The following is a 25202-nucleotide window of genomic DNA, read 5'->3' as shown; positions in this document are numbered from 1 at the left end:
GATGTCGGTCTTTCCCGGCACTACGCCGCCGGGAAACCCGTCAGAAACTTTCCTTCAGCCACTGGCCCATGCGGGCGATGCGGCCGTTGCCACCCGTGAGCTGCGAGAGCATGCCACCCTGCACAGCGTGTTCTTCCAGTTCCGCCACCTGCGGATAGATCATCAGCCCGACCGCCGTCGAAAAGGCCGGTCCCTTCGCCGCCGTCGGCAGGCCGGACACGCCGAGCGGGCGGCCGATGCGGACGTTGCGGGCGAGGATGCGGCGGGCCACTTCCGGAAGCCCGGTGAGCTGGCTGGCGCCACCCGTCAGCACGATGCGTTTTCCGACGATCGGCGAGAAGCCGGAGCGCTGGATGCGGTCGCGGATGAGCTCGATGGTCTCTTCGATGCGGGCCCGCACGATGCGGGACAGCAGCGCGCGCGGCACATGGGTCGGCTGGTCGCGGTCGTCATCGCCGATCGGCGGGACGGTGACGATATCGCGGTCGTCGCTGGCGTTCGGCAACGCCGAGCCATGCACGACCTTGAGGCGTTCGGCATCCTCGATGCGGGTCGAAAGGCCGCGCGCGAGGTCCGTGGTGACGTGGTGGCCGCCGAGCGAGACCGCGTCTGAATGCACCAGCTTGCCTTCGGCGAACACCGAGATCGTCGTCGTGCCGCCGCCCATGTCGATGCAGGCGCAGCCGAGTTCGACTTCGTCGTCGACGAGCGCCGAAAGGCCGCTCGCATAGGGCGTCGCAACCATGCCCTCGACGGAGAGGTGCGCGCGATTGATGCAGAGTTCGAGGTTCTTCAGCGATGCACGTTCGGCGGTCAGCACATGCATGTCGACGCCGAGCACGTCGCCGAACATGGAGAGCGGATCGCGGATGCCGCGTTCGCCGTCGAGCGAAAAGCCCGTCGGCAGCGAGTGGAGGATAGCGCGGTCCTGGCGCAGCGACTGCTGGCCGGCGACGGCGAGCACCTTGCGCAGGTCGTTCGCGTCGACCTCCTGGCCGCCGAGATCGATCGTCGCGGTGTAGACGTCGCTCTGCAGGCGGCCGGCGGAGACGTTGACGATCAGGCTCTCGATGGTGAGGCCGGCCATGCGCTCGGCCGCATCGACGGCGAGCCGCACGACGCTTTCAGCGGCGTCGAGATCGGTGATGACGCCGTTCTTCACGCCGCGGGATTTCTGGTGGCCGATGCCGATGACTTCGACATTGTGCGTGCGGCCGGGCAGGATCTCGCTCTCGGCGCGCGGCGTCAGCCGGCCGATCATGCAGACGACCTTGGTGGAGCCGATGTCGAGGACCGAAACGACATGCGCCCGCTTGGAGGAAAGCGGCTTCAGGCGCGGCAGGCCAAAATGGGACGAACCGAAAATGCTCATGTGCGCTTCGCTGCCTTCTTCAGGTCCTTTGCCCTCTGCTCGACCGCCGCATTGCGACGTTCCAGCGCCCCTTCCGTCAGACGGACCGTCGTGCGGTCTTCCAACCGCAGGTCGACCGCCGCGATATCCCGCTCCAACAGCCCCTGCTCCGCTTCCAGCGTCGCCAGCACGTCCATGGCGCGCGGCACATTGTGTTCCGGCAGTTTCACGACGATGCCGTTGTCGAGGCGCAGGTCCCAGCGGCGACCGGCAACCCGCACATAGGCCTTCACCCGCGCCTTGATTTCCGGCCAGCTGTCGAACTCGGCGGCGAAATCGGCGGCCGCCGTCTCGGCATCGCGGCCGACGAACAGCGGCAGCGTGGAAAACTTGTTGTCGCGCAGCGGCGCGATCACGCTGCCGTTCTTCTCGATCAGCGACAGGTCGGTGCCGTGCTGCCAGATGGCGAAGGCGTCCCGTTCCTTGAGCGCGATCTCGATGGTGCCCGGATAGACCTTGCGGACCGAGGCATCCTCGACCCAGGGCAATTCGATGAGCTGCTTGCGCGCTTCGTTGACGTCGAGCGCGACCAGCGAGGTCGTGCCGTCGAGGCCGAGGCGCTCCAGGATGTCGATTTCCGAGGTCTCGCTGTTGCCCGAAACCTTGACGTCCTCGATCGCAAAGCCGATCGCCGTCGTCGAAGCCTGGGCGACATCCTGCGAGTGACCGCCGAGCGACATGCCGTAGAGGCCCGTGGCGCCGAGGAAGAGCGCGGTCGCGACGCTGCCGGTGTGGCTGGGGATATAGATGCGGCCGGCCGCGAGGCTGACCAGGAAACGCACGATCCGGCGCAGCGGGCGCGGCAGCACGCGACCGGCTTCCGTATCCGGAAGTCCGACGGGGCGCACCCTGCTCTTCTTGACGCTCAACGCAAACACGACGCGTCCTCCACCATCCACCGCAAGAATTCACCAAAGGAATGGCCGGCATGAACGGCCATTTCGGGCACCAGGGAGGTAGGGGTCATGCCTGGCTGGGTGTTGATCTCCAGCCATACAAGCTCGCCATTCTCGGAGAATCGATCGTCGTAGCGGAAGTCGGAACGGCTGACGCCACGGCACCCGATCGCTTGATGCGCCTTAAGGGAGAGTGTTTGTACTTTTTGGTAAATATTCGGTGAAATTTGCGCCGGGATGACGTGTTTCGAGCCGCCTTTCACATATTTGGAATCATAGTCATAGAAGGCGTGGCCCTGCGGCACCACTTCCGTGACGCCCAGCGCCACACCGCCCATGACGCCGCAGGTGAGCTCGCGGCCATAGATGTAGCGCTCGACCATGACGCTGTCGCCATAGCGCCACTCCGAGGACGTGATGATCTGCGGCGGGTGCGACTGGTCTTCCTTGACCATGACGACGCCGAAGGACGAGCCCTCGCGCACCGGCTTCACCACATAGGGCGGCTTCATCGGGTGGGCGGAGGTGAAATCGAAGCGGTTCATCAGCCGCTGTTCGGCGATCGGAACGCCGGCCGCCTTGGCGATGATCTTCGCCTGCGCCTTGTCCATGGCAAGTGCAGAGGCGAGCACGCCGGAATGGGTATAGGGGATTTCGAGAAATTCGAGGATGCCCTGGATGGTGCCGTCCTCGCCGAAGGGACCGTGCAGCGCATTGAAGGCGACGTCCGGCTTCAGTTCGCCCAGCACGCTTGCAATGTCGTGGCCGACATCGACACGGGTCACCTGGTAGCCCTCGGCCTCAAGCGCGTCGGCGCAGGCGTTGCCCGACGAAAGGCTCACCGGCCGTTCCGACGAAAAACCACCCATCAGCATCGCGACATGCTTCACGCTCATAGAACCCCCAACTTAAGTCCCAACACTGCCCCTCGTCGCTTGTGCGGACCTGATTTGCGTCTGCGATCCGACTCGGCGAACGAGATGGGATCACTAGAGCGTCATTAAGGTTAATGAAGCGTTTACTTTCGTTAACCGGACGCGACCGTGAGAAAATTTTCCTCGGGCCGAATCAAGTCACGCTTCGATTCTCTCTCTGGAATCAGAGAGTTGCGAAGTGTGCAAGAGGATGGCCGAAACCGGGACGCGAGAGCGGCCGGTAAACGCGGCCGCGAAGCCTTGGTAAATAAGGCGGGTGGGCGGACGCACGAAAAGTACGATTTTCCGCTCTTTCGGGCACATTTATTGTTTCATCGACCAGTCGGTTGGCGTATGAGCCCCCTGCTGCCTCCCAAGACGGCAAGGAAAAACAATCAAAAAGGCACCCACGATGAGCGATTCACTCGCATCCGGGTCGCCGACCGCGACGCATGCCAACCGCGCTGGGCTTAACTCCCCGGCGCGTGTTCTCTTTGCAAGCCTGGTCGGAACGACCATCGAATTCTTCGATTTCTACGTCTACGCCACGGCCGCCGTGCTGGTCTTCCCGACGCTGTTCTTCCCGAACAGCGATCCGACGACCGCACTTCTCGCGTCCTTCGCGACCTTCTCCATCGCCTTCTTCGCCCGCCCGCTCGGCGCCATCGTCTTCGGGCATTACGGCGACCGCGTTGGCCGCAAGACGACGCTTGTCGCGGCGCTTCTGACCATGGGCGTCTCGACCGTCATCATCGGCCTGCTGCCGTCCTACGAGACGATCGGCGTTCTGGCGCCGCTGCTGCTGGCACTCTGCCGCTTCGGCCAGGGCTTCGGGCTTGGCGGCGAATGGGGCGGCGCTGTGCTGCTCGCAACCGAAAACGCCCCTCCGGGCAAGCGCAGCTGGTACGGCATGTTCCCGCAGCTCGGCGCGCCGGTCGGCCTGTTCCTCTCCTCCGGCGTCTTCTGGCTGCTGCTGCATGTCATGTCGCAGGAATCGCTGCTCGCCTGGGGCTGGCGCGTGCCCTTCATCGCCTCGATCGTGCTGATCGCCGTCGGCCTCTGGGTGCGCCTGTCGATCACCGAGACGCCGGCCTTCCAGAAGGCCATCGAGAAGCAGGAGCGCGTCGAAGTGCCGGTCGTGGAGCTCTTCCGCAACCACAAGCGCAGCCTCGTGCTCGGCACCTTCGTGGCGCTGGCGACCTTCGTGCTGTTCTATATCGGCTCGGCCTACCTTCTGTCCTACAACATCAAGGTGCTCGGCATCCCCTTCGTCGAGGCACTGGAAATCCAGCTCGTCGGCTCGGTGCTCTTCGGCATCTTCATCCCCATCGCCGGCAAGCTTGCGGAACGGTTCGGCCGCCGCGAAGTGCTGATCGCCACGACGGTCCTGATCGGCATCTTCTCGTTCTTCCTGCCCGGCCTGATGACGAGCGGTGAAACGGCGATCTTCGTCTTCGTGATTCTCGCCATGGCGCTGATGGGCATGACCTACGGCCTGATCGGCACCGCGCTTGCCGCACCCTTCCCCACGAAGGTGCGCTACACCGGCTCCTCGATCACCTTCAACTTCGCCGGCATCTTCGGTGCGTCGCTCGCGCCTTACATCGCGACGTGGCTGCAGGCGAATTACGGCATGACCTATGTCGGCTATTACCTCGGCATCGCGGCACTCATCACGCTCGCCTGCATCCTGCTTTCGGGCAAGGAAGAGGTCTGAGCCTGCGACAATCGAAAAACCCGCCGCGGCACCGCGGCGGGTCTTTTTTTGCCCTGCGATCAGTCGTCTTCGCCGACGATCTTCCAGGCGACCGCGCCGATCACCGCGCCGACGATCGGCGCGAGCCAGAACAGCCACAGCTGCGACAATGCCCCCGTCTCGGCGAAGAGCGCCACGCCCGTGGAACGCGCCGGGTTGACCGAGGTGTTCGTCACCGGGATCGACACGAGATGGATCAGCGTCAGGCCGAGGCCGATGGCGATCGGCGCGAAGCCCACCGGCGCGCGGCCATGCGTCGAGCCGAGGATGATGATGAGGAAGAACGCCGTCAGCACCACTTCGGCAACGAGCGCCGCCGTCAGCGAATAACCGCCCGGCGAAAGCTCGCCGTACCCGTTCGAAGCAAAACCGCCCGCCTGGAAATCGGTCTTGCCGGAGGCGATGAGGTAAAGCACGCCGGCGGCGACGACCGCGCCGACGACCTGCGCCACGATATAGGGCACGAGGCTTGCGGCCGGGAATTTGCCGGCGACCGTCAGGCCCACGGAAACCGCCGGGTTGAAGTGCCCGCCGGAAATGCCGCCGACCGTATAGGCCATGGTGAGAACGGTCAGGCCGAAGGCGAAGGAGACGCCGACATAGCCGATACCGAGGCCCGGGAACGCGGCGGCGAGAACGGCACTGCCGCAGCCGCCGAAGACGAGCCAGAACGTGCCGAGAAATTCGGCAGAAAGTTTTTTAAACATGAAAGCCCCCTATTCCGAGCGCCGCTGGAGCAGCGCCAATCGCGCAACCAACGCGCGATTGGAATAGGTGTCGCTAAACTTCCCTGAACGGAAGCTGAATGAAAATGGAAATCTGCACGATTTCTAATAATCATACAATTCCCGTCATGCGGTCGTTTCTCACTTGCGCTCAACCGTCCTCGCCAACCACCTTCCAGACCACCGCGCCGATGACGGCGCCGAGCATTGGGGCGAGCCAGAACAGCCAAAGCTGCGACAGCGCCGCCGTTTCGGCGAAGAACGCGACGCCCGTCGAGCGGGCCGGGTTCAGCGAGGTGTTGGTGATCGGGATCGAGACGAGGATGATCACCGTCAAACTTAGACCGATGACGACGGGCGCAATGTCCGTCGGCGCACGGCGATGGGTCGAGCCGAGGATGATGAAGAGGAAGAGCGCCATCAGCACCACTTCGGCGACGAAGCCCGCCACCAGCGAATAACCGCCCGGCGAGAGATCGCCATAGCCGTTCGAGGCGAAACCGCCCGGCTGGAAGCTCGCCTTGCCGGACGCGACGAGGTAGAGCACGGCCGCCGCCGCAGTCGCCCCCGCGACCTGCGCCAGGATATAGGGCAGGATGTGGCGGGCAGGAAACTTGCCGGCGACCGCCAGGCCCACGGAAACGGCCGGGTTCATATGCCCGCCGGAAACGCCGCCGATCGCATAGATCATCGCCATCAGCGCAAGGCCGGCGGCAAGCGAAACGCCGAGCAGGCCAGTGCCGACCTCCGGAACCGCGGCAGCCAGCACGCCGCTGCCGCAGCCGCAAAAGATCAGCCAGAACGTGCCGATGAACTCGGCGGAGAGTTTTTTGAACAAGAAATGCCCCCATCCACCCCGCACATGCAGGGCGCGTCGCGCAACGGATGCGCGACCTCACACAGTTTTTGAGACACTTGCCTGATGGGGGAGAGGGAGTGGCGCGACGTCAAAAAAACGCCCGCGAACTCCCCAGCAAGGGTACGACGTATCAGGCCGTTGCGCGGCCCAGGAATTCCTTTACCTCATAGCCCGGCATGAACCTGCCGAGGCGCTTGATTTCCCATTGCAGCAGGATGCCGGAATGCTCCTGCACGCGGCTGCGCACGGTCTCGCCGAGATATTCGAGCTCGTAGCCCGTCGCCTGCCCGGTATTGATCATGAAGTTGCAATGCATCGGCGACATCTGCGCGCCGCCGATCATCATGCCGCGGCAGCCGGCCTCGTCGATCAGCTTCCAGGCGGAATGGCCTTCCGGGTTCTTGAAGGTCGAGCCACCGGTCTTTTCACGGATCGGCTGCACCGTCTCGCGGTGCTGGCGCACCGCATCCATCTTGGCGCGGATCTCGGTCTTGTCACCCGCCTCGCCCTGGAAGACGGCGTGCGTGAAGATCAGGTCGGGGGAGGCTGCGGAATGGCGGTAGGTATAGCCCATATCCGCATTGCTCAGCACATGCTGGTTGCCCTTGCGGTCGACGGCGTGCACCTCGACGACGACATCCTTCGTCTCGCCGCCATTGGCGCCCGCGTTCATGCGCAGCGCGCCGCCGATGGCGCCGGGAATGCCGTAATAGAACTCGAAGCCGGCAAGGCCGTGGTCGAGCGCCATGGCGGCCAGGTTCTTGTCCGGGCAGATGCAGCCTGCCTTGATGCGGTTTTCGCCCGCAAGCTCCACATCGCCGAAACCCTTGGCCGAAAGCCGGATGACGATGCCCGGAATGCCGCCGTCGCGCACCAGCAGGTTCGAGCCGACGCCGATGACGGTGAGCGGAACTTCTTCCGGCACGATCTTCAGGAAGGTGACGAGATCGTCGACATCATGCGGATGGAACATCAGCTCGGCGAGACCGCCGGCGCGGAACCAGGTCACGCGGTCCATCGGTGCATCCGGCGTCAGGCGGCCGCGGACTTGCCCGATCCCCTCGCCCAGCGACGCCAGTAGTTTTGCACCATCCACCTGCTTCATGCCACCTGTCCCGAAATGTCTGCCAGTTCCTTCGGCAGCGCCTGCGCCCAATATGTAATGCTGCCAGCCCCCAAGAGAACCACAAAGTCGCCCGGCTTTGCAATGGTGGCGACGATCGGCGCCAATGCTTCCGGTGATTGCAGGAAGCGGGCATCGCGGTGGCCGCCGGATTTGATGCGCGAAACCAGCTCTTCCGCGCTCACGCCCTCGATCGGATCCTCGCCCGCCGCATAGACCGGCGCGATCATCACGGTGTCGGCATCGTTGAAGCAGCCGGCGAATTCCTCGAACAGGCTCGCCACGCGGCTGTAGCGGTGTGGCTGATGGATCGCGATGATGCGGCCGGCACAGGCCTCGCGCGCGGCGCGCAGCACGGCCTTGATCTCGACCGGATGGTGGCCGTAATCGTCATAGACGCTGACGCCGTTCCAGTTGCCGGTCAGTGTGAAGCGACGCTTGACGCCGCCGAAACTTGCCAGCCCCTTGGCGATCGCCTCCGGCGACATGCCGAGGCGCTGGGCGACGGCAATCGCGGCCGTGGCGTTGGAAACGTTGTGGCGGCCCGGCATCGGCAGGCGCAGATCCTTCAGCGAAATCACCTGCCCCGTGCGGCGGCGGCGGATTTCCACGTCGAAGACCGAGGTCGCGCCGTCCATGCGGATATTGCCGAAGCGCACGTCCGCCTGCGGGTTCTCGCCATAGGTGATGACCTTGCGGTCCTCGATGCGGCTGACCATCGCCTGCACTTCCGGATGGTCGAGGCACATGACGCCGAAACCGTAGAACGGCACGTTCTCGACGAACTGGCGGAAGGCCGCGCGCACGGCATCGAAATTGCCGTAGTGGTCGAGATGTTCCGGGTCGATATTGGTGACGACGGCGATGTCGGCGGGCAGCTTCAGGAAGGTGCCGTCCGATTCGTCGGCCTCGACGACCATCCACTCGCCCTCGCCCATCCGGGCGTTGGTGCCATAGGCATTAATGATGCCGCCATTGATGACCGTCGGGTCGAGCCCGCCGGCTTCGAGCAGCGTCGCGACCATCGAGGTCGTCGTCGTCTTGCCATGCGTGCCGCCGATGGCGATGGCATTGCGGAAGCGCATCAGCTCGGCGAGCATTTCGGCACGGCGCACGACCGGCAGCAGCTTTTCGCGCGCCGCGACGAGTTCCGGATTGTTCTTGCGAATGGCGGTCGAGACGACGACCACTTCGGCTTCGCCGAGATTTTCCGGCTTGTGGCCGACGAAGACCTCGATGCCCTTTTCGCGCAGGCGCTGCACGTTGGCGCTCTCCGCCTGGTCGGAGCCCTGAACCTTGTGGCCGAGATTGTGCAGCACCTCGGCAATGCCGCTCATGCCGATGCCGCCAATGCCGATGAAATGAACGAGCCCTATGCTCTGCGGCATCTTCATGGCCGTTCTCCCTTGAATTGTGCGATCGTCCTGCCGCCCGCAATAGCCTCAACCATCGATGCGAGCAAGCGCGCGGCGTCCGGTTTTCCGGCCTTTCTGGCGCTCTCGGCCATGGCCGTCATGCGGGCCGGGTCATGCATCGCCTTGGTAACGATGCTGGCAAGCCGCTCCGTGGAAAGCTCCGCCTGCGCAATGACCTTCGCACCACCACCCGAAGCAAGGGCCGCCGCATTCGCCGCCTGGTCATGATCCAATGCATAGGGATAGGGCACGAGCACGGCCGGGCGGCCGATGACCGAGACTTCCGAAACCGTCGAGGCGCCCGAGCGGCTGATGATGAGATGCGCCCGCCCGATGCGCGCCGCCATGTCGTTGAAGAAGGGCGAAACGTCCGCCGGAATGCCGAGCTCGGCATAGGTGCGCACGACCTCGTCGCGGTCTTCCGTCCGCGCCTGCTGGGTGATTCTCAGCCGGGCACGGTCGGTGGGTTCCATGGCGGCAATCGCCGAGGGGATGGCCTTGGAGAAGAACTGCGCGCCCTGGCTGCCGCCGAAGACGACGAGACGGAATTCGCCGTCCGTCGAGGGCTCGTAGGGAATGGCCGCGGCTTCAAGCACGGCGGGGCGGACCGGGTTGCCCGTCGTCACCGTCTTGTCGGCATATTGACCGCCGGTCTCCGGCAGGAACCCACCGGCAATCGCCTTGACGCGATTGGCGAGCGCCTTGTTGGCGCGGCCCATCACGGCGTTCTGCTCGTGGATCATCGAGGGGATGCCCATGCCGGTCGCAGCAAGCAGCGGCGGCACGGTGGGATAGCCGCCGAAACCCACGACGACCTTCGGCCTCAACCGCGCCATCAGTTTTCGCGCGGCGCGCATGCCCTTCCACAGCGTGAAGAGCGAGCGGGCGACGCTGATCGGGTTCTTCGAGCCGATCGTCGCGGAGGGCACGACATGGATCGCATCCGCCGGGAACTTCCCCGCAAAGCGCTCCGCGCGGCTGTCGGTCACGAGATGCACCGACCAGCCGCCGGCCTTCAGCTCATGCGCCAGCGCCTCTGCGGGAAAGAGATGACCGCCGGTGCCACCCGCGGCGAGAAGAACGATGCCTTTGTCCATGCAAAACCCTTATTCGGCCGGCGCCACGATGCCACCGCGGAAGAGGCTGCGCTCGGAGGCGCGCTTTTCCGGGCGGTGGCGGGTCAGCGCCAGGATGAAGCCGGCCGTCACGCAGATCGCGATCATCGACGAGCCGCCATAGGAAATCAGCGGCAGCGTCATGCCCTTGGCCGGCAGCAGTTCGAGGTTCACGCCGATATTGATCATCGACTGCGTGCCCATCTGCAAGACGAGACCGGCGACGGCAAAGCGCGTGAAATCGTTGCGTTCCTTGAAGGCATGGTTGAGGCCGCGCATCACCACGAAGGCGAAGATCAGCACGATGACCATGCAGAAGAGGATGCCGAACTCTTCGGCCGCAACGGAGAAGATGAAGTCGGTGTGGCTGTCCGGGATGATGCGCTTGACGGTGCCCTCGCCCGGCCCCTGGCCGAACCAGTCACCGCGAATGATGGCTTCGCGTGCCGTATCCATCTGGAACGTGTCGCCCTCGCCGGTCATGAACTTGTCGATACGGCCCGCGACGTGCGGCAGGAACGTATAGGCCGTCAGAAGCCCGCCGACGGCCGCCCCGCCGAGCACGATGATCCACAGCCAGGGCATGCCGGCCATGAAGAACATGCCGCCCCAGACGGCCGCCGTCAGGATGGTCTGGCCAAGGTCCGGCTGCGCGACGAGCAGGGCCGCGACGATGCCGAAGAGAATGATGGCGAAGAGATTGCCGGGGATTTCCGGCTGGCGGGCATGTTCGGCAAACAGCCAGGCGCAGATGACGACGAAGGCCGGCTTCATGAACTCCGAAGGCTGGATGGAGAAGCTGCCGATGGAAATCCAGCGCCGCGAACCCTTGACCTCGACGCCGAAGAACAGCGCGAGCACCATGGCCGCAAGCGAAATGACGAGGAGGATCATCGCCGCGCGCCGCACCTGGCGCGGCGACATGAAGGAGATGCCGAACATCACGGCGATCGCCGGCAGCAGGAACACCGCATGGCGCTTGACGAAGTGGAAGCTGTCGAGCCCGAGACGCTCGGCCACCGGCGGGCTTGCCGCAAAGGACAGCATGAAGCCGAGGCCCATCAAAAGGATGAAGGCCGCGAGGAAGAACCGGTCAATCGTCCAGAACCAGTCCGCCAATGCACCACGTTCGGCACGACTAACCATGTCTCTTTCCTCTGTTGCAAAACAATTCCAAACGCCGCCGCCGCACACGTTTACGGGAATTGCTTCCGTTCAAACTTCAATAAGCATGGACACACCGGGGAGCGCCGCGACATGTTTCACGAAGGCATCGCCTCTGACTTCAAAGTTCTTGTACTGGTCGAAGCTTGCGCAAGCCGGGGATAGAAGAACGACGACGGGGCCGCTCCCATCCCGCCCGGCATCCGCCGCCGCGCCCTCGACCGCCCGCTCCAGCGTACCGGATATCTCGAACGGCACCGCCTCGCCGAGCGTCGCCGCAAAGGCGGGCGCCGCCTCGCCGATCAGATAGGCCTTAGCGATCTTCGGGAAGAAGTCGCCGAGCGTGGAAATGCCGCCCTCTTTCGGGACACCACCGGCAATCCAGTAGATGCGCTCGAAGCTCGACAGTGCCGGGGCCGCGGCATCGGCATTGGTCGCCTTGGAGTCGTTCACGAACAGCGTGTCGCCCTTGCGCCCGACGGGCTGCATGCGGTGCTTCAGCCCCGGGAACGAGGCAAGGCCGGCGCGGATCTCATCCTCGCTGACACCGACCGCAAGGCAGGCGCCGACGGCAGCGGCGGCGTTCTGGGCATTGTGGGCGCCGCGCAGCGTCTGGATCGGCGAGAGATCGGCGACTTCATGCGTCGCGCCGCCGCGGGCGAGGACCAGACGAGCGCCATCGGCATAGATGCCATCGGCGAGCACGCTGCGCTTGGAAATGCGCACGACCTTGGTGCCGGCCCGCTCGACGCGGTCGGCGATGCGTTCGCAATAGCTGTCGTCGACGCCGATAATCGCGGTCTTGCTGCCGGCGACGAGACGTTCCTTGACGTCGGCATAGTGCTCGATCGAGCCGTGGCGATCGAGATGATCGGGCGTTACGTTGAGCAGGATGCCGGCGGACGGGTTCAGCGTCGGCGCGAGGTCGATCTGGTAGGACGAGCACTCGACCACATAGAAACGGCCGGCCTTCGGCGGATCGAGCGTCAGCACGGCCGTGCCGATATTGCCGCCGAGCTGCGTGTCGCGGCCGCTCGATTTCAGGATATGAGCGATCAGCGCCGTGGTGGTCGACTTGCCGTTCGTGCCGGTAATAGCGATGAAGGGGCAATCCGGCGCATGCGCCCGGCGCTCGCGCACGAAAAGCTCGATGTCGCCGATCACTTCCACGCCGGTGGCGCGCGCGAGATCGGCGCTCCAGTGGGGCTTGGGATGGGTCAGCGGCACGCCGGGCGAGAGCACCAGTGCGGAGATGGTGGTCCAGTCGAGATTGCGCAGGTCACCGGTCTTCACGCCGGCAGCGGCGGCATTCTCGACGCTCGCCGCGCTGTCGTCCCAGGCGGTGACATCCGCGCCGCCGGCGGCGAGCGCCAGCGCCGTCGCAAGGCCGGAGCCGCCGAGCCCGAAAAGCGCGACCGCCTTGCCCTTGAAGGTGGTGACCGGGATCATCGAAGCCTCACCGCAGCTTGAGCGTGGAGAGGCCGACCAGGCCGAGCACCACGGCGATGATCCAGAAGCGCACGACGACCTGGCTTTCCGTCCAGCCCTTCTTCTCGAAATGGTGGTGGATCGGTGCCATGAGGAAGACGCGCTTTCCCGTGAGCTTGAACGAGGCGACCTGGATGATGACCGACAGCGTCTCCATGACGAAGAGGCCGCCGATGATCGCCATGACGATCTCGTGCTTGGTGGCAACCGCCACGGTGCCGATGAGGCCGCCAAGCGCCAGCGACCCGGTATCGCCCATGAAGATGGCGGCGGGCGGCGCGTTGAACCACAGGAAGCCGAGGCCCGCGCCGATGACCGCGCCGAGCACGACGGCAAGTTCCCCCGTGCCGGGCACGAAATGGATCTGCAGGTAGTTCGCGAACACCGCGTTGCCGGCGAGATAGGCAATGACGCCGAAGGAAGCGGCCGAGATCATCACCGGAACCGTGGCGAGGCCGTCGAGGCCGTCCGTCAGGTTCACCGCATTGCCGGCAGCGACGATGACGAAGCCGCCGAACAGCACGAAGAAGATGCCAAGATTGACCATGAAATCCTTGGCGAAGGGGAAGGCGATCGAGGAGCCGAAGGTCGAGCCGGCGGGGCCTGTCGCGAGCGAGGCCCGCATCATGAAATAGGTGGCGGCACCCGCGATGATGAACTCCAGGGCGAGGCGCGCCTTGCCGGAAAAGCCCTTGTCGGTCTGCTTGGTGACCTTCAGGTAGTCGTCGTAGAAGCCGATGGCGCCGAAGCCGAGCGTCACGAGCAGCGTGGCGACCACATAGACGTTGGAGAGATCCGCCCAGAGCAGCGCGCTGCCGACGATGCCGGCGAGGATCATCAGGCCGCCCATGGTGGGGGTGCCGGCCTTCTTGAAGTGGGTCTGCGGCCCGTCGGCGCGGATCGGCTGGCCCTTGCCCTGGCGGATGCGCAGCGAGGCGATGATCATCGGCCCGAACAGGAAGACGATGGTGGCCGAGGTGAACAGCGCAGCGCCCGTCCGGAAGGTAATGTAGCGGAACAGGTTGAACACCTGAACGGTGTCAGCCAGCTCGACGAGCCAAAGCAGCATTGTCACCCTTTCCCCAAAAGGTTCCCCGAATCATCCCGGCGTGACCGGCCGAGATGGGAAAATCACATAAAAAGCGAGGTCCGGCGGACGTCTGCCCGGCCGAACCCCCTCAACTCTCGCGTCCCCTCTCGGAGAACGCCGGATATTTGTCAAGCAGGGCCGCCACGATGCGGCTGAATCCCGTGCCCTTCGACGATTTGACGACCAGAACGTCACCCGCCCGCACTGCGCCAAGCGCGAAGGCGGCGAGGTCGTCGGCGGTGTCGCGATAGTCCCTCTGCACGCCCTCCGGCAGCGCATCCCTCAGCGCCGCCATGTCGGGACCTGCGAGCCAGACATCGCCGATGCCGGCTTCGGCCAGCGGTTCGGCAAGGCCGGCATGGACGGAGGGCGAGTGCTCGCCCATTTCCAGCATGTCGCCGAGCACGGCGATACGTCGCCCGCCCTCATGCGGCTCCGCATCGCGCAAGAGCGCGATTGCGGCGCGCATCGAAGCGGGGTTTGCATTGTAGCTTTCGTCGATCAGCGTGAACCAGCCGCCATCTTTGGCAAGCTGGTAACGGCGCCCGCGACCCTTTTCGGCCTGCATGGTGGCAAGGCCCGCCATCGCCTTCTCGATATCGCCGCCGGTGAGGTGCACGGCGCCGAGCACGGCCACGGCATTTTCGGCGATGTGCCGGCCGGGTGCGCCCATCGGCACTTCCAACGTCTGCCCGCCGATGGCCGCGCGAAGCAGGCCGCCCTCGGCGCTCGGCATGAAATCGAGCAGGCGGAATTCCGCCTTTGGATCGGCGCCGAAACTGTGGATATGCGAAACGCTGGCGGCCTTCGCCGCCTTTTCAAGGAAGGCGAACTGCTCGTTGTCGCGGTTGAGGATGGCATGGCCGCCCGGCACGACGCCTTCGAAGATTTCGGCCTTGGCGGCAGCGATCTCTTCGAGGTCGCGGAAATTGCCGAGATGGGCCGGCGCGATCGTGGTGATCATCGCCACATGCGGGCGCACCATGGCGACCAGCGGGCGGATCTCGTCGGCATGGTTCATGCCGATTTCGAAAATGCCGAAATCCGTGGTTTCCGGCATGCGGGCGAGCGTCAGCGGCACGCCCCAGTGATTGTTGAAGGAGGCAACGGAGGCATGCACGCTGCCGGACGGCGACAGCGCCTGGCGCAGCATCTCCTTGCTGGTCGTCTTGCCGACGGAACCGGTAACGGCGATGATCCGGGCCGCGGTGCGATCGCGCGCAGCGCAGCCGAGATCGACCAGTGCCTGGAGAACGTCCGGCACCACGATCATCGGCGTCACGAGCCGGCCGAGCGCCGGCAGCTTGCCCTCGCTGACGACGAGCAGGGCCGCGCCATTGGCGACGGCGAAACTTGCGAAATCATGGCCGTCGACGCGGTCGCCCTTGATGGCGAAGAAGGCTTCGCCGGCCCCGATCGCGCGGCTGTCGATGGAAATGCCGGTCACGCCCTGCGGCAGGTTGCCGATGGGACGGCCATGCATGGCCGCGACGAGATCAGCGCTGGTCCAGAGCCATTTCACCGGTCGAGCTCCTCCAAGGCCTTGCGCAATTCGGCATGGTCGGAGAATGGCAGCGTCACAGTGCCGACGGTCTGCCCCTCCTCATGCCCCTTGCCCGCGACGATCAGCGTATCGCCCGACTGCAACATGCGCACGGCGCTGCGGATCGCCTCCGCCCGGTCGCCGATCTCGGTGGCGCCCTTGGCGGCGTCCATGATCTCGGCGCGGATGGTGGCCGGCACTTCGGAGCGCGGATTGTCGTCGGTGACGATGACCACGTCGGCCAGCCGCGTGGCGATTTCGCCCATGATCGGCCGCTTGCCCTTGTCGCGGTCGCCACCGCAGCCGAAGACCACGATGACGCGGCCGGTCGTGAAGGGGCGCACGGAGGTCAGCACGTTTTCCAGCGCATCCGGCTTATGGGCGTAGTCGACATAGGCGAGCGCGCCGTTCTTCGCATGGCCGACCAGTTCGAGGCGGCCGGAGGCGCCGATGAGCTTTTCGAGTGCTGCCATCGCGACGGGTGCGGGAACGCCGGTCGACATGGCAAGGCCCGCCGCGACCAATGCGTTCGCCACCTGGAAATCGCCGGCGAGCGGAATGTGCACTTCATAGATATCGTCGCCGACATGCACTTCGGCGGTCTGCTTGTGGCGGAAATGCTCGACGCGCTTCAGCGCCAGATAGTCGCCCTTGCGGCCGACCGTGCGCACGTCGAGCCCGGCCTTGCGCGCGGCATCGGTCGCAACGCCCGACCACTCGTCGTCGGCATAGATGATGGCGGGAAAACCCTTCGGCAGCAGCGTATCGAACAGCCGCATCTTCGAGGCCATGTAGTGCTCGACCGTCGGGTGATAATCCATGTGGTCGCGGCCAAGATTGGTGAAGGCGGCGGCGGCGAGCTTCACGCCATCGAGGCGCGCCTGGTCGAGGCCATGGCTTGAGGCTTCCATCGCGGCATGGGTGACGCCGGCATCGGCCAGTTCGGCGAGCAGCTCATGCAGCGACACCGGATCAGGCGTCGTCAGAGAACCGTAATCGTTGCGGCCGGGGGCCACGACGCCGGTCGTGCCGATCATCGCCGCCGCATGGCCGGCATGCGCCCAGATCTGGCGGGTGAAAGAGGCGACGGAGGTCTTTCCCGCCGTGCCGGTGACGGCGACCATGGTCTCCGGCTGGCGGCCATGGAAACGGGCGGCGGCCAGCGCGAGGAAACGGCGCGGCTCGGCAACGGCAATGACGGGAACGGCGGCTTCGACGGCCGCACCTGTGGACACCACGACGGCAGCGGCACCCCGGGAAACCGCATCGGCAACGAAGGTGCTGCCATCGGCCTTAGTGCCCGAAAGGGCGACGAAGAGGTCGCCCGGCTTCACCTTCCGGCTGTCGCTGGTTATGCCGCTGATGTCTATCGCGGCGGCGGCGCCCAGGTCGTTGGTTTCGGGTCCGGCGAGGTCACTGATCTTCATTGTCTGCTCTGTTGCTTTCCATGGGCCGCCGTTTCGCTTCCGAATCGGCGTCCCGTCTTCTCCATTCAATAAGACACAAGCAAGGCAGACCCGTCCTCACCAAATTTCGGCTTTACACCGAGAAGGGCTGCCGAGCGGCGGATGATCTCGCCGACCATCGGGGCGGCGTTGAGGCCTGCGGTGCGGCCCCCGCCCTCGCCCGTCTGCGGCGCGTCGATGAAGGTCAGGACCACGTATTTCGGGTCGTCGATCGGGAAGGCCGAGAGGAAGGCGTTGAAGTTCTGCGTGTTGGAATACCGCCCGCCGACGACCTTGTTGGCCGTGCCCGTCTTGCCGCCGACATTGAAGCCCGGAACGAGCGCACGGCGGCCGGAACCGTCGTTTGCGTTGAGCTTGAAGAGGTAGCGCATCTGCTCGCCGGTTTCCGGCTTGACGACCACCTTGGCCACCTCGTTCGCCTCTTCGGCGGTGCGCGGCAGGAAGGTCGGGTTGATGAGCAGGCCGCCGTTCATCAGCGCTGCCGCCGCCACCGCCGTCTGCAGCGGCGTCGTCGAGACGCCGTGGCCGAAGGAGATGGTGATCGAGTTGATCTTCTTCCATTCGCGCGGCTGCGACGGCGTCTTCACCTCCGGCAGTTCCGTATCGAGCTTGGTGAGCAAGCCCATGCGGGTCAGGAATTCCTTGTGCCCGGCGATGCCGACGACGTCGGCCATCTTCGCCGTGCCGATGTTCGAGGAATACTGGAAGATTTCCGGCACGGTCAAAACACGGTGCTTTCCGTGGAAGTCCTTGATGGTGAAGCCGCCGATGCGGATCGGCGCGCGCGCGTCAAAACTGTCGGTGAGCTTCACCTTGCCCGAATCGAGCGCCATGGCGGTGGTGAAGCTCTTGAAGGTCGAGCCCATCTCGAACGTGCCGTTCGACATGCGGTTCATCCAGCCGTCCTTGGCGCCCGCGGCCGGGTTGTTCGGGTCGTAATCCGGCACGGAGGCCATGGCGAGGATCTCGCCGGTATGCACGTCCATCACGACGGCGCCGGCAGCCAGCGCCTTGTATTTCTCCATGCCCGTCGCAACCACATCGCGCACGATGGCCTGGACGCGCAGGTCGATCGAAAGCCGCACCGGCTCCAGCTTGGCGTCGCTCGTCATGCCGATGGCGGCAAGGTCGGCGAGACCCTGGCTGTCGATGTAGCGCTCCATGCCGGCAATGCCGCGGTTGTCGATATTGACGTGGCCGACAATGTGCGAGGCGGTGACGCCGCCCGGATAGAATCGGCGCTTTTCCGGCCGGAAGCCGACGCCGGGAATACCGAGGGCAAGAATGCGGCTCTGCTGCTTGGGCGTGAGCTGGCGCTTCAGCCACTGGAAGCGGGATTTCGAGGTGAGCTTGCGGTAGATGCCGCGCCGGTCGAGTTCCGGCAGCACGGTGGCGAGCATTTCGACCGCCTCGTCCGCATCGACGATCTTGTGCGGTTCGGCATAGAGCGAGACGGTGCGGATGTCGGTCGCGAGGATTTCGCCGTTGCGGTCGACGATGTCGGGGCGCGAGGCCATCAGGTGGTCGGCCGGGCCGATCGAGGACACGGTCTCCGGCGAGGCCATGCCATATTGCACCAGGCGCCCGCCGATCACGGCATAGACCATGCCGAAGCAGCAGATGATGACCGCCACGCGGCTGCGGGCCTGCGAGCCCGTGCGCTTGCGCGTGCCCTCGAAGGCCTGGCCGCCATTGCCGCCGGTCCTATTGTTGTTGTTGCCGCCGGCGTTGAAATGCGCCTTGCTCTTGACGTCCATGATGCGGGAAAGAAACGACATCAGTTGGCCACCGATCCGGTTTGGATTGCGTCCGTGGTCTTCTTCTTGGTCTTCTTGCCGTCCTGAGCGACCTTTTCATCCTTCTCCGGCTCCAGCGCCGGCAGTTCGGCCGTCGCCATGGGCAGCTCGCTCGGCTGCGCAAGCTGGGTCGATTCGGTCGGCACGAGCTTCAGGTCGGTCTCGTAGGCTTTCACCAGGCGATTGAGGCGGTTCGGCTGGGTCAGCAGCGCCCAATCGGCCTTCAGCAGGTCGATCGTGTCTTCTTCCAGCTTGATCTCGGCATCGAGCTTGCGCACCTGCTCGAGCTTGTTCTCGGCTTGGTGCTTGATCGAGTAGGTGACGGTGGCTGCTGCGGTCATGACGGCGATCATCACGACATCAAGGGTACGGAACATCACTCAGCTTCCCATCTTCTCAAGGCTGGCAAGGTTGGGCAGGTTGAAAATGGACAGATCATCCGTCCCGGCAGGAGCGCTGGTGCGCTCGCCTGCCCTAAGCTTCGCGGATCTTGCGCGCGGATTGACCGCACTCTCCTCGTCGCTGGCCGCCACCATAGGGCGCCCGACTGGTGCGAAGGTTGCGGCTTTGTCGTGAACTTCGGGCAAATGCCTGGATCCGGCAGCCTTTCCGGCGCGATCCTGGAAGAATTTCTTGACGATCCGGTCTTCCAGCGAGTGGAAGCTGACGACGACGAGGCGTCCGCCCGGCTTCAAGGCACGCTCGGCGGCAAACAGCGCCTCGGCGAGTTCGCCGAGCTCGTCATTGACGAAGACGCGCAGCGCCTGGAAGACGCGCGTCGCCGGATGGATCTTGTCCTTGGCCTTGCGCGGCGTCGTCAGCTCGATGAGGTTCGCAAGCTGGCGCGTCGTGGTGAAAGGTTCTTTTTCGCGTGCCTTCTCGATGGCGCGGGCGATGCGGCCCGCCTGCTTTTCCTCGCCGAGGAAACCGAAGATGCGGATGAGGTCGGAGACCTTGGCCCGGTTGACGACATCGGCCGCCGAAACGCCCGATGCGGACATGCGCATGTCGAGCGGGCCGTTCTTCTGGAAGGAGAAACCGCGTTCGGCCTCGTCGATCTGCATGGAGGAGACGCCGATATCGAGCACGACGCCGTCGAGACCGCCCGCGGGCGCATGGTCTGCAAGCTCGGAAAAACGGGAATGGATGAGGGAAAGCCGTCCGCCCGAAGCTTCTACCAGCGGCTGGCCGCCGGCAATCGCGTTCGGATCGCGGTCGAGCCCGATGACGTTTGCGCCTTCGGCCAGGATGGCGGAGGTGTAGCCGCCGGCACCGAACGTGCCGTCGAGAATGACCTGGCCGGGTTTGGGCGCGAGCGCCGCGATGACCTCGGAGAGAAGAACCGGAATGTGACGGACCGGTCCGTCATCGGCTTCAGTAAAACCTCCGCCAAGATCCGCCGTCATTCCGATTCTCCGTCTTACCCCGAGCCCAGACCTCGCAACCTGAACTCTTCCCGGGCGGCCGCCTGCGTCTCTTCGAATGCTTGCGGTGCCCAGAGCTGAAAATGATCCGCCCGACCGACAAAGGTCACGTCCGTGGTGATGCCCGTATAGTCCCGGATGAAATCCGTGACCGGCAGGCGCCCCTCCGAATCGAGCTTCATGAAGACGCCGCCCCCGTGAATGAGGAGCGACATCCGATTGGCTTTCGGCGAAAAAACATCCTCGCTGGCGATCTGGCGCTCCAAACGATCGAGCAAATCCAGCCCACCGACGCTGATGGCCGGAAAGGTGAAATCCTGAAAGCAGTACAGCTCCCGGATGTCGCGCTGCGACAGAACGGAACGGAATGCCGAGGGGACGGAAACCCTCCCCTTTGCATCGATCCTGTTTGTCGCATTCGACAGGAATCGGTTCATGACACGCTACAGCCGCTTCCCCTACCGGAACGCTGTGCATCCGCCCCGGCATAACCAACACAACACCACGCGCATGGACCAGCCCAGATGCAACGCATTCGCGTCGCACCGTCCCCAGCCGGTTAGCCTCAAAGCTTTGCGATGGTCGGACGCTCATGCGTCCTCGTGCAGTGTGATTTTGGGATACCATGGGACCATATGGGCGTCAATGGGAAGGAACCTCTTTCCCGGTCATCGGACCGTCAAACGTTTATAAGGCGTTAAGTTTAACAAATGGTTAGAAAACGCCGCCCAAGGCCTTGTATTTACACATTCTGAAACACCGGTCGCGTGCGTTTCAACGCGCAGCAAGGCATGCGCGAACCCCAAGGATTTCAGCGCATTAGCACGTCATAAAAAATCATCGTCCGGAGGAGGTTTTTTGCCAGTTGGCCTGTAAGCCGGGTTCTGTATGGCTCCGGCCGAAACCGGAACGTGGCAGCCATTCATCTGGGACCGGACTTGCGCCCGGCCTCTTGCAACCCACCCGGATGACCGGCCCGGAAACGGGCTGAAACGCTTGCGCGCTTCGCGTCATCCCTATTCGGTTTTGCTCCCGGTGGGGTTTGCCTTGCCAGCCCTGTCGCCAGGACCGCGGTGGGCTCTTACCCCACCCTTTCACCCTTACCTTCCGAGGAAGGCGGTTTGCTTTCTGTGGCACTTTCCCTGGGGTCGCCCCCGCCGGACGTTATCCGGCACCGTGTTTCCGTGGAGCCCGGACTTTCCTCACCCTGCGGCCTTTCGGCACTTGCAAGGCGCGGCTGCCCGGCCAACTGGCAGGCGCTGACTAGCCCATGCGGAACGGAAAGACCAGAGAGAAACCGCACTTAGCGGAAATGAACGGCGAAATCCGTCTTGTAGTCCGGCTCGTCCATCCGGCCGCGAATCACGAGATCCGCGCCGATGCGGCCGATCTCGTCGGAGCTTTTCGCCGCCGCCCCGTTGCCGCCCGTCAGAAGCGCCACGCGCTCGCCCCCGACGAAGCCGGCATAGGGATAGCCATGCACCGTGTAGGTCGTGACGCAGGGAACGGAAATCAGCCGCACCGGATCGAGGTCCGGAATGGAACGGGCCAGCAGCCGCTTGAGATGGGCGGCCGCTTCGGAGCCACCCTCGCCGCGGAACCAGTCGCGGATCGCCTGTTCTTCCTCGATCTCGATGTCCGTGGGGTCACCACCGATCTTCAGGTAGGACTGGCCGTCCGGATAGACGATCGGGGGCAGGAAGTAGAAATGCTCCGAGGGGATGGTGCTCTCGTCGATCCAGGACGGCATGTCATTGTAAGCCGCCGCCTGCTCCGGCGAAAGCTGCGCCAGCACGACGGTGCGCGCCTTGATCGTCAGCGCCGGCACCTTCGGCAGCAGCCCCGGTGCACGCGAAAAACCGCCGGTCGCCACCAGCGCGCGCCCGCCCGTCACGACCTCGCCCGACTTCAGCGTGACCGTCGCCCAGTCACCCGCATCGGTCACTGAGACCACATCGTCCAAGATGGAAACGCCGCCCGCCTTCTCGAAGCAGACGATCTGCGCGGCAACAAACTTGCGCGGGTCGATGTAACCGGCCCCCTTCGCCTCGAAGACGCCCGCCGAGGTTTCCGGAAGGTCGAACCAGGGGAAACGCGCCCGCAGTTCCGCGCGGTCGAGCACGGGTGCGTCGAGCCCATGCCGCTTCGCCACCACCTCGACCGAATTGACGAAATCGCCGCCGGCCGGACCGCTGATCAGGCAGCCGGTCTCGCCGTAGAAGGCGATGCCGCTCTCGGCCTCGATCTCGCGGTAGCGCGCAATGGAGCGGTTGGCGAGCAGCGCCCAGTCCGGGTCCTCGTCGATCGTGCGGGTGATGCGGCCGCTGTCGTAATGGCTGGAGAAAACGCCGTCATGGTTTTGCCAGTCGGTCGGCTCGCCCCGGCCGACGAGCGCCACGGAGGCACCTGTTCTGGAAAGGTGCCGCGCTGCCGCAGCCCCCATCATGCCCCTGCCGACGACGACGAAATCGAAATGCCGATCCATGCTGCACCCTCACCTGAATGCTCACGGCATAGCATGCTCGCGGGCCGATTCCAGCCCGCGAAACCTCGCTCGTCGACATTAGTCGATGATGCTCTGGACCTTGCCGCAATAGCGCTTGGAGACCGGGTTCATACGCTTGGCGCCATGGCCGGCATTGTATTTCAGAATCGTGCCGCAGGTCGTGCCGCCGCCAAGCTCATGGGCCATGGCGAGATACTTCATGCCGAACTTGATGTTGGTTTCCGGATCGTAGAGCCCCTTGGCGCCACCGCTATAGCCCATGGCGCGTGCCGTCGCCGGCTTGATCTGCATGAGGCCGATTTCGCCGGCACTGCCGCGCGCCCGCGGGTTGAAATTGCTTTCGACGCGAACGACAGCATGGGCGAGATCCACCGGCACGCCATAGGTCTTCGCATAGGTCTGGATCAGGCTGGAATAGCTCGCCGACTTGAGGTCCGCCGTCAGCGGGTTTTCGGCCTTGGGGTAACCGGTCGTGCTGTTGAAGGTCTTCAGCTTGCCGACGACCACGCCGTCCTTGTCGACGACCGTCGTGCGCTTGGAGCGCTTGCTCACCACTTTGCGGGATTTCGTCTTGCTGGCTACTTTCTGGGATTTCGCCTTGCTGGAAACCTTCTGGGGCTTCGCCTTGCTGCCCGCATCTTCCTTGGCGGAGGGCTGGAAGAGATATTGTTTTTTCGTCGGCCCATGGGTGGCCTCGGCATGCGCCATTCCGGCGGAAAAAACGGACACACAAAAGCAGGCCGCGCTAAGGGCAGCAAGAAGTCTTCTCATCTAGTTTTCGTCTCCAAAAGGCGCAAAGGCAGAGCCCTGGCCGGCGGCATCTCAAGCCGCACAGACCGCGCAAACGTCTCGATCCTCGTTGATAGCGATCAGGCCCTGACCGCATGTTGCGCTGCACTGAACGCAGCCGGAAAAGACATGGCCAATCGGGTCAGGATGTGGCGAAGCGGTAAACTTCTGTTACAGCCTGTAATATTCGAATATTCGGAAAGGCTGTCAGGCGGCCAGCCGCGGCAGGGCGGAAAGCAGCCTGTGCAGCGTGTCGATGGTCGAAAAATCGGCGATGCCATCGACCCGTTCCGGCCGGAAATGGCGCTGGAAAGCGGCGACGTCACCTTCGGTTTTTTCCGAATAAAAACCATTGATTTCAGTGCCATAGCCGTAGAGCGACAGCATCGTCTGCAAGGCTTCGACGGGCTGGCCCGAATCGCCGCGCTGGAAGAAGCGCCCGCCGGCGATCGGCGACGGCGTCACCCAGTGCCCGACACCGGCGGCATGGAGGCGCATCCAGGGGAATTTTTCACCCGGATCAACCTTGCGAATGGGGGCCACATCGCTGTGTGCCAGCACCCGCTCGGGAGCGATTTCCCACCTTCTGCCACAATCGAGACACAGTTCGACGACCGCTTTCACCTGCATTTCGGGGAAATCCGGCAGCCCGCCGGGATGGCCGGCATTGGCGATCTCGATGCCGATGGAGGCCGAATTGATGTCGGCCTCGCCTTTCCAGATGCTCTTGCCCGCGTGCCAGGCGCGGTCCGCCTCGCGCACGAGCTGCTCGACGCGCCCGTCCTCATGCACGAAGTAATGACAGGAGACCTGGCTTTCCGGCGCACGAAGCCACTTCAGCGCGCCGTCTGCCGTTGCCATGCCGGTATAATGCAGGAGGAGGATGTCCGGGGAGCGCCCGCCCGCCCGTTCGCCAAAGTTCGGCGACGGCGCGGCGGTCGCACCGGAATAGTCACATGTGAATGCGCTCATGCAGCGCAGCGTTCCTTCTCGATCGCCTCATAGGCAGCGTTGAGCGCGGCCATGCGGTCGTTCGCGATCTGATGGAACTCGGCCGGCACGCCACGCGCCACCAGCCTATCAGGATGGTTCTCCGAGGCAAGCACCCGGTAGCGCTTGCGGATCTCGGCAAAATCGTCGCTCGGCTTGACGCCCAGCACCTTGTAGGGGTCGCGGCCGCTGACATGGACGTGGCGCGCCGTGATCTGCTCGAAGCGCTCGTCGGCCATGCCGAAGATTTCGGCGACACGGCCAAGGAAGGCCATCTCATTCTCGTGGATCAGCCCATCGGCCTTGGCGATATGGAACAGGCCGTCGACGATGTCTTCCAGGATCGGGCAGTTCTTCTCGCAGGAGACGCAGAGCGCCTTCATCTTCTCCGCATAGGCCTCGTAGCCGGCAACATCCTGGCGCGCGAGGTTATAGAGCCGGGCGACATTGGCCGCCTGGTTGTCGGGATATTTGAAGATGTCCTTGAAGGCATCCACCTCTGCCGTCGTGACGATGCCGTCGGCCTTCGCCATCTTGGCGGAAAGCGCGATCATCGCGATGGAGAAGGCAACCTGCTTGCGCGTTTCCGGATCCCCCTCGAAGAGGGTACGCACGGCTTCCACCACGCCGGACAGCACGTTGCTGGCGGCATCCGAGACCATGCCGACGAGGCGATCCCATACGGCACTGATGAAGCAACTGGGCGAATTCTGGAACATAAGGTGATCTTGA

22 protein-coding genes and 1 other RNA gene are annotated in these 25202 nt (G+C 64.3%); 1 reads left to right on the top strand and 22 read right to left on the bottom strand.

Features of this window, described 5'->3' with window-relative positions; translation table 11 throughout:
- Window positions 1-40 precede the first annotated feature (40 nt).
- The 3 genes from ftsA to AC1RWL_RS10765 are packed head-to-tail and all read right to left on the bottom strand — an operon-like array spanning window position 41 to window position 3203.
- Window positions 41-1372 (bottom strand): cell division protein FtsA, encoded by a 1332-nt coding sequence (gene ftsA / locus AC1RWL_RS10775; RefSeq protein ID WP_256117143.1) that lies wholly within the window; start codon window positions 1370-1372, stop codon window positions 41-43.
- Window positions 1369-2289: a cell division protein FtsQ/DivIB gene (locus tag AC1RWL_RS10770; RefSeq protein WP_439616330.1), complete on the bottom strand. Its 921-nt coding sequence runs from the start codon at window positions 2287-2289 to the stop codon at window positions 1369-1371. Before AC1RWL_RS10770 ends, ftsA begins: the two co-directional genes overlap by 4 nt.
- Window positions 2277-3203, bottom strand: a complete 927-nt coding sequence (locus AC1RWL_RS10765; RefSeq protein WP_435267961.1) for a D-alanine--D-alanine ligase — start codon at window positions 3201-3203, stop codon at window positions 2277-2279. The genes AC1RWL_RS10770 and AC1RWL_RS10765 overlap by 13 nt, the downstream gene beginning before the upstream one ends.
- A gap of 430 nt (window positions 3204-3633) precedes the next feature.
- Between AC1RWL_RS10765 and AC1RWL_RS10760 the strand changes: the two genes are divergently transcribed.
- Complete coding sequence (locus tag AC1RWL_RS10760) at window positions 3634-4938, top strand: MFS transporter (RefSeq protein ID WP_493094788.1); 1305 nt, start codon at window positions 3634-3636, stop codon at window positions 4936-4938.
- 59 nt (window positions 4939-4997) lie between these two features.
- Here the strand turns inward: AC1RWL_RS10760 and aqpZ (AC1RWL_RS10755) are convergent, their stop codons facing one another.
- The 19 genes from aqpZ (AC1RWL_RS10755) to AC1RWL_RS10665 form a co-directional block, all read right to left on the bottom strand.
- Window positions 4998-5684 (bottom strand): aquaporin Z, encoded by a 687-nt coding sequence (gene aqpZ, locus AC1RWL_RS10755; protein ID WP_493094789.1) that lies wholly within the window; start codon window positions 5682-5684, stop codon window positions 4998-5000.
- 169 nt (window positions 5685-5853) lie between these two features.
- Complete coding sequence (aqpZ, locus tag AC1RWL_RS10750; protein ID WP_493094790.1) at window positions 5854-6540, bottom strand: aquaporin Z; 687 nt, start codon at window positions 6538-6540, stop codon at window positions 5854-5856.
- Between the two features lie 151 nt (window positions 6541-6691).
- Complete coding sequence (gene murB, locus AC1RWL_RS10745; protein ID WP_256117151.1) at window positions 6692-7666, bottom strand: UDP-N-acetylmuramate dehydrogenase; 975 nt, start codon at window positions 7664-7666, stop codon at window positions 6692-6694.
- On the bottom strand, window positions 7663-9078 hold the full coding sequence (gene murC / locus AC1RWL_RS10740; protein WP_435267956.1) for a UDP-N-acetylmuramate--L-alanine ligase: 1416 nt from the start codon (window positions 9076-9078) through the stop codon (window positions 7663-7665). The genes murB and murC overlap by 4 nt, the downstream gene beginning before the upstream one ends.
- The gene (gene murG / locus AC1RWL_RS10735) at window positions 9075-10196 is read right to left on the bottom strand and encodes an undecaprenyldiphospho-muramoylpentapeptide beta-N-acetylglucosaminyltransferase (protein ID WP_493094791.1); all 1122 of its coding nucleotides are present in this window, start codon (window positions 10194-10196) and stop codon (window positions 9075-9077) included. The genes murC and murG overlap by 4 nt, the downstream gene beginning before the upstream one ends.
- Window positions 10197-10205: 9 nt before the next feature.
- Window positions 10206-11360, bottom strand: coding sequence for a putative lipid II flippase FtsW (gene ftsW / locus AC1RWL_RS10730; RefSeq protein WP_256117154.1), 1155 nt, complete (start codon window positions 11358-11360; stop codon window positions 10206-10208).
- A 69-nt stretch (window positions 11361-11429) separates the two neighbouring features.
- Window positions 11430-12827, bottom strand: a complete 1398-nt coding sequence (murD, locus tag AC1RWL_RS10725) for a UDP-N-acetylmuramoyl-L-alanine--D-glutamate ligase (protein ID WP_493094792.1) — start codon at window positions 12825-12827, stop codon at window positions 11430-11432.
- 7 nt (window positions 12828-12834) lie between these two features.
- Window positions 12835-13935 carry a phospho-N-acetylmuramoyl-pentapeptide-transferase gene (gene mraY / locus AC1RWL_RS10720; RefSeq protein ID WP_256117159.1) on the bottom strand — a complete coding sequence of 367 codons (1101 nt, stop codon included), beginning with the start codon at window positions 13933-13935 and terminating at the stop codon, window positions 12835-12837.
- A gap of 109 nt (window positions 13936-14044) precedes the next feature.
- Window positions 14045-15478 (bottom strand): UDP-N-acetylmuramoylalanyl-D-glutamyl-2,6-diaminopimelate--D-alanyl-D-alanine ligase, encoded by a 1434-nt coding sequence (locus tag AC1RWL_RS10715; RefSeq protein WP_493094793.1) that lies wholly within the window; start codon window positions 15476-15478, stop codon window positions 14045-14047.
- Window positions 15475-16926, bottom strand: a complete 1452-nt coding sequence (locus AC1RWL_RS10710; RefSeq protein WP_493094794.1) for a UDP-N-acetylmuramoyl-L-alanyl-D-glutamate--2,6-diaminopimelate ligase — start codon at window positions 16924-16926, stop codon at window positions 15475-15477. The genes AC1RWL_RS10715 and AC1RWL_RS10710 overlap by 4 nt, the downstream gene beginning before the upstream one ends.
- A 65-nt stretch (window positions 16927-16991) precedes the next feature.
- Window positions 16992-18743 carry a peptidoglycan D,D-transpeptidase FtsI family protein gene (locus AC1RWL_RS10705; RefSeq protein ID WP_256117164.1) on the bottom strand — a complete coding sequence of 584 codons (1752 nt, stop codon included), beginning with the start codon at window positions 18741-18743 and terminating at the stop codon, window positions 16992-16994.
- Complete coding sequence (gene ftsL, locus AC1RWL_RS10700; RefSeq protein WP_256117165.1) at window positions 18743-19138, bottom strand: cell division protein FtsL; 396 nt, start codon at window positions 19136-19138, stop codon at window positions 18743-18745. Before ftsL ends, AC1RWL_RS10705 begins: the two co-directional genes overlap by 1 nt.
- A 3-nt stretch (window positions 19139-19141) precedes the next feature.
- Window positions 19142-20167 (bottom strand): 16S rRNA (cytosine(1402)-N(4))-methyltransferase RsmH, encoded by a 1026-nt coding sequence (gene rsmH / locus AC1RWL_RS10695; RefSeq protein ID WP_493094795.1) that lies wholly within the window; start codon window positions 20165-20167, stop codon window positions 19142-19144.
- Window positions 20168-20181: 14 nt separating this feature from the next.
- Window positions 20182-20622 (bottom strand): division/cell wall cluster transcriptional repressor MraZ, encoded by a 441-nt coding sequence (mraZ, locus tag AC1RWL_RS10690; protein ID WP_256117167.1) that lies wholly within the window; start codon window positions 20620-20622, stop codon window positions 20182-20184.
- Window positions 20623-21042: 420 nt separating this feature from the next.
- Window positions 21043-21438: RNase P RNA component class A (rnpB, locus tag AC1RWL_RS10685), an RNA gene on the bottom strand.
- Window positions 21439-21488: 50 nt separating this feature from the next.
- A complete protein-coding gene (locus AC1RWL_RS10680; RefSeq protein ID WP_493094796.1) occupies window positions 21489-22670 on the bottom strand; it encodes an FAD-dependent oxidoreductase in 1182 nt (393 codons plus the stop codon).
- Between the two features lie 78 nt (window positions 22671-22748).
- Window positions 22749-23399: a lytic transglycosylase domain-containing protein gene (locus tag AC1RWL_RS10675; RefSeq protein WP_493158342.1), complete on the bottom strand. Its 651-nt coding sequence runs from the start codon at window positions 23397-23399 to the stop codon at window positions 22749-22751.
- 288 nt (window positions 23400-23687) lie between these two features.
- Window positions 23688-24452, bottom strand: a complete 765-nt coding sequence (locus AC1RWL_RS10670; RefSeq protein ID WP_493094797.1) for an N-acetylmuramoyl-L-alanine amidase — start codon at window positions 24450-24452, stop codon at window positions 23688-23690.
- On the bottom strand, window positions 24449-25189 hold the full coding sequence (locus tag AC1RWL_RS10665; protein ID WP_256117171.1) for a molecular chaperone DjiA: 741 nt from the start codon (window positions 25187-25189) through the stop codon (window positions 24449-24451). Before AC1RWL_RS10665 ends, AC1RWL_RS10670 begins: the two co-directional genes overlap by 4 nt.
- Window positions 25190-25202: the final 13 nt, after the last annotated feature.

Source organism: Shinella sp. GW821-FHT10F02 (genome assembly GCF_058809275.1).
This window is presented reverse-complemented; position numbering and strand designations above follow the sequence as displayed.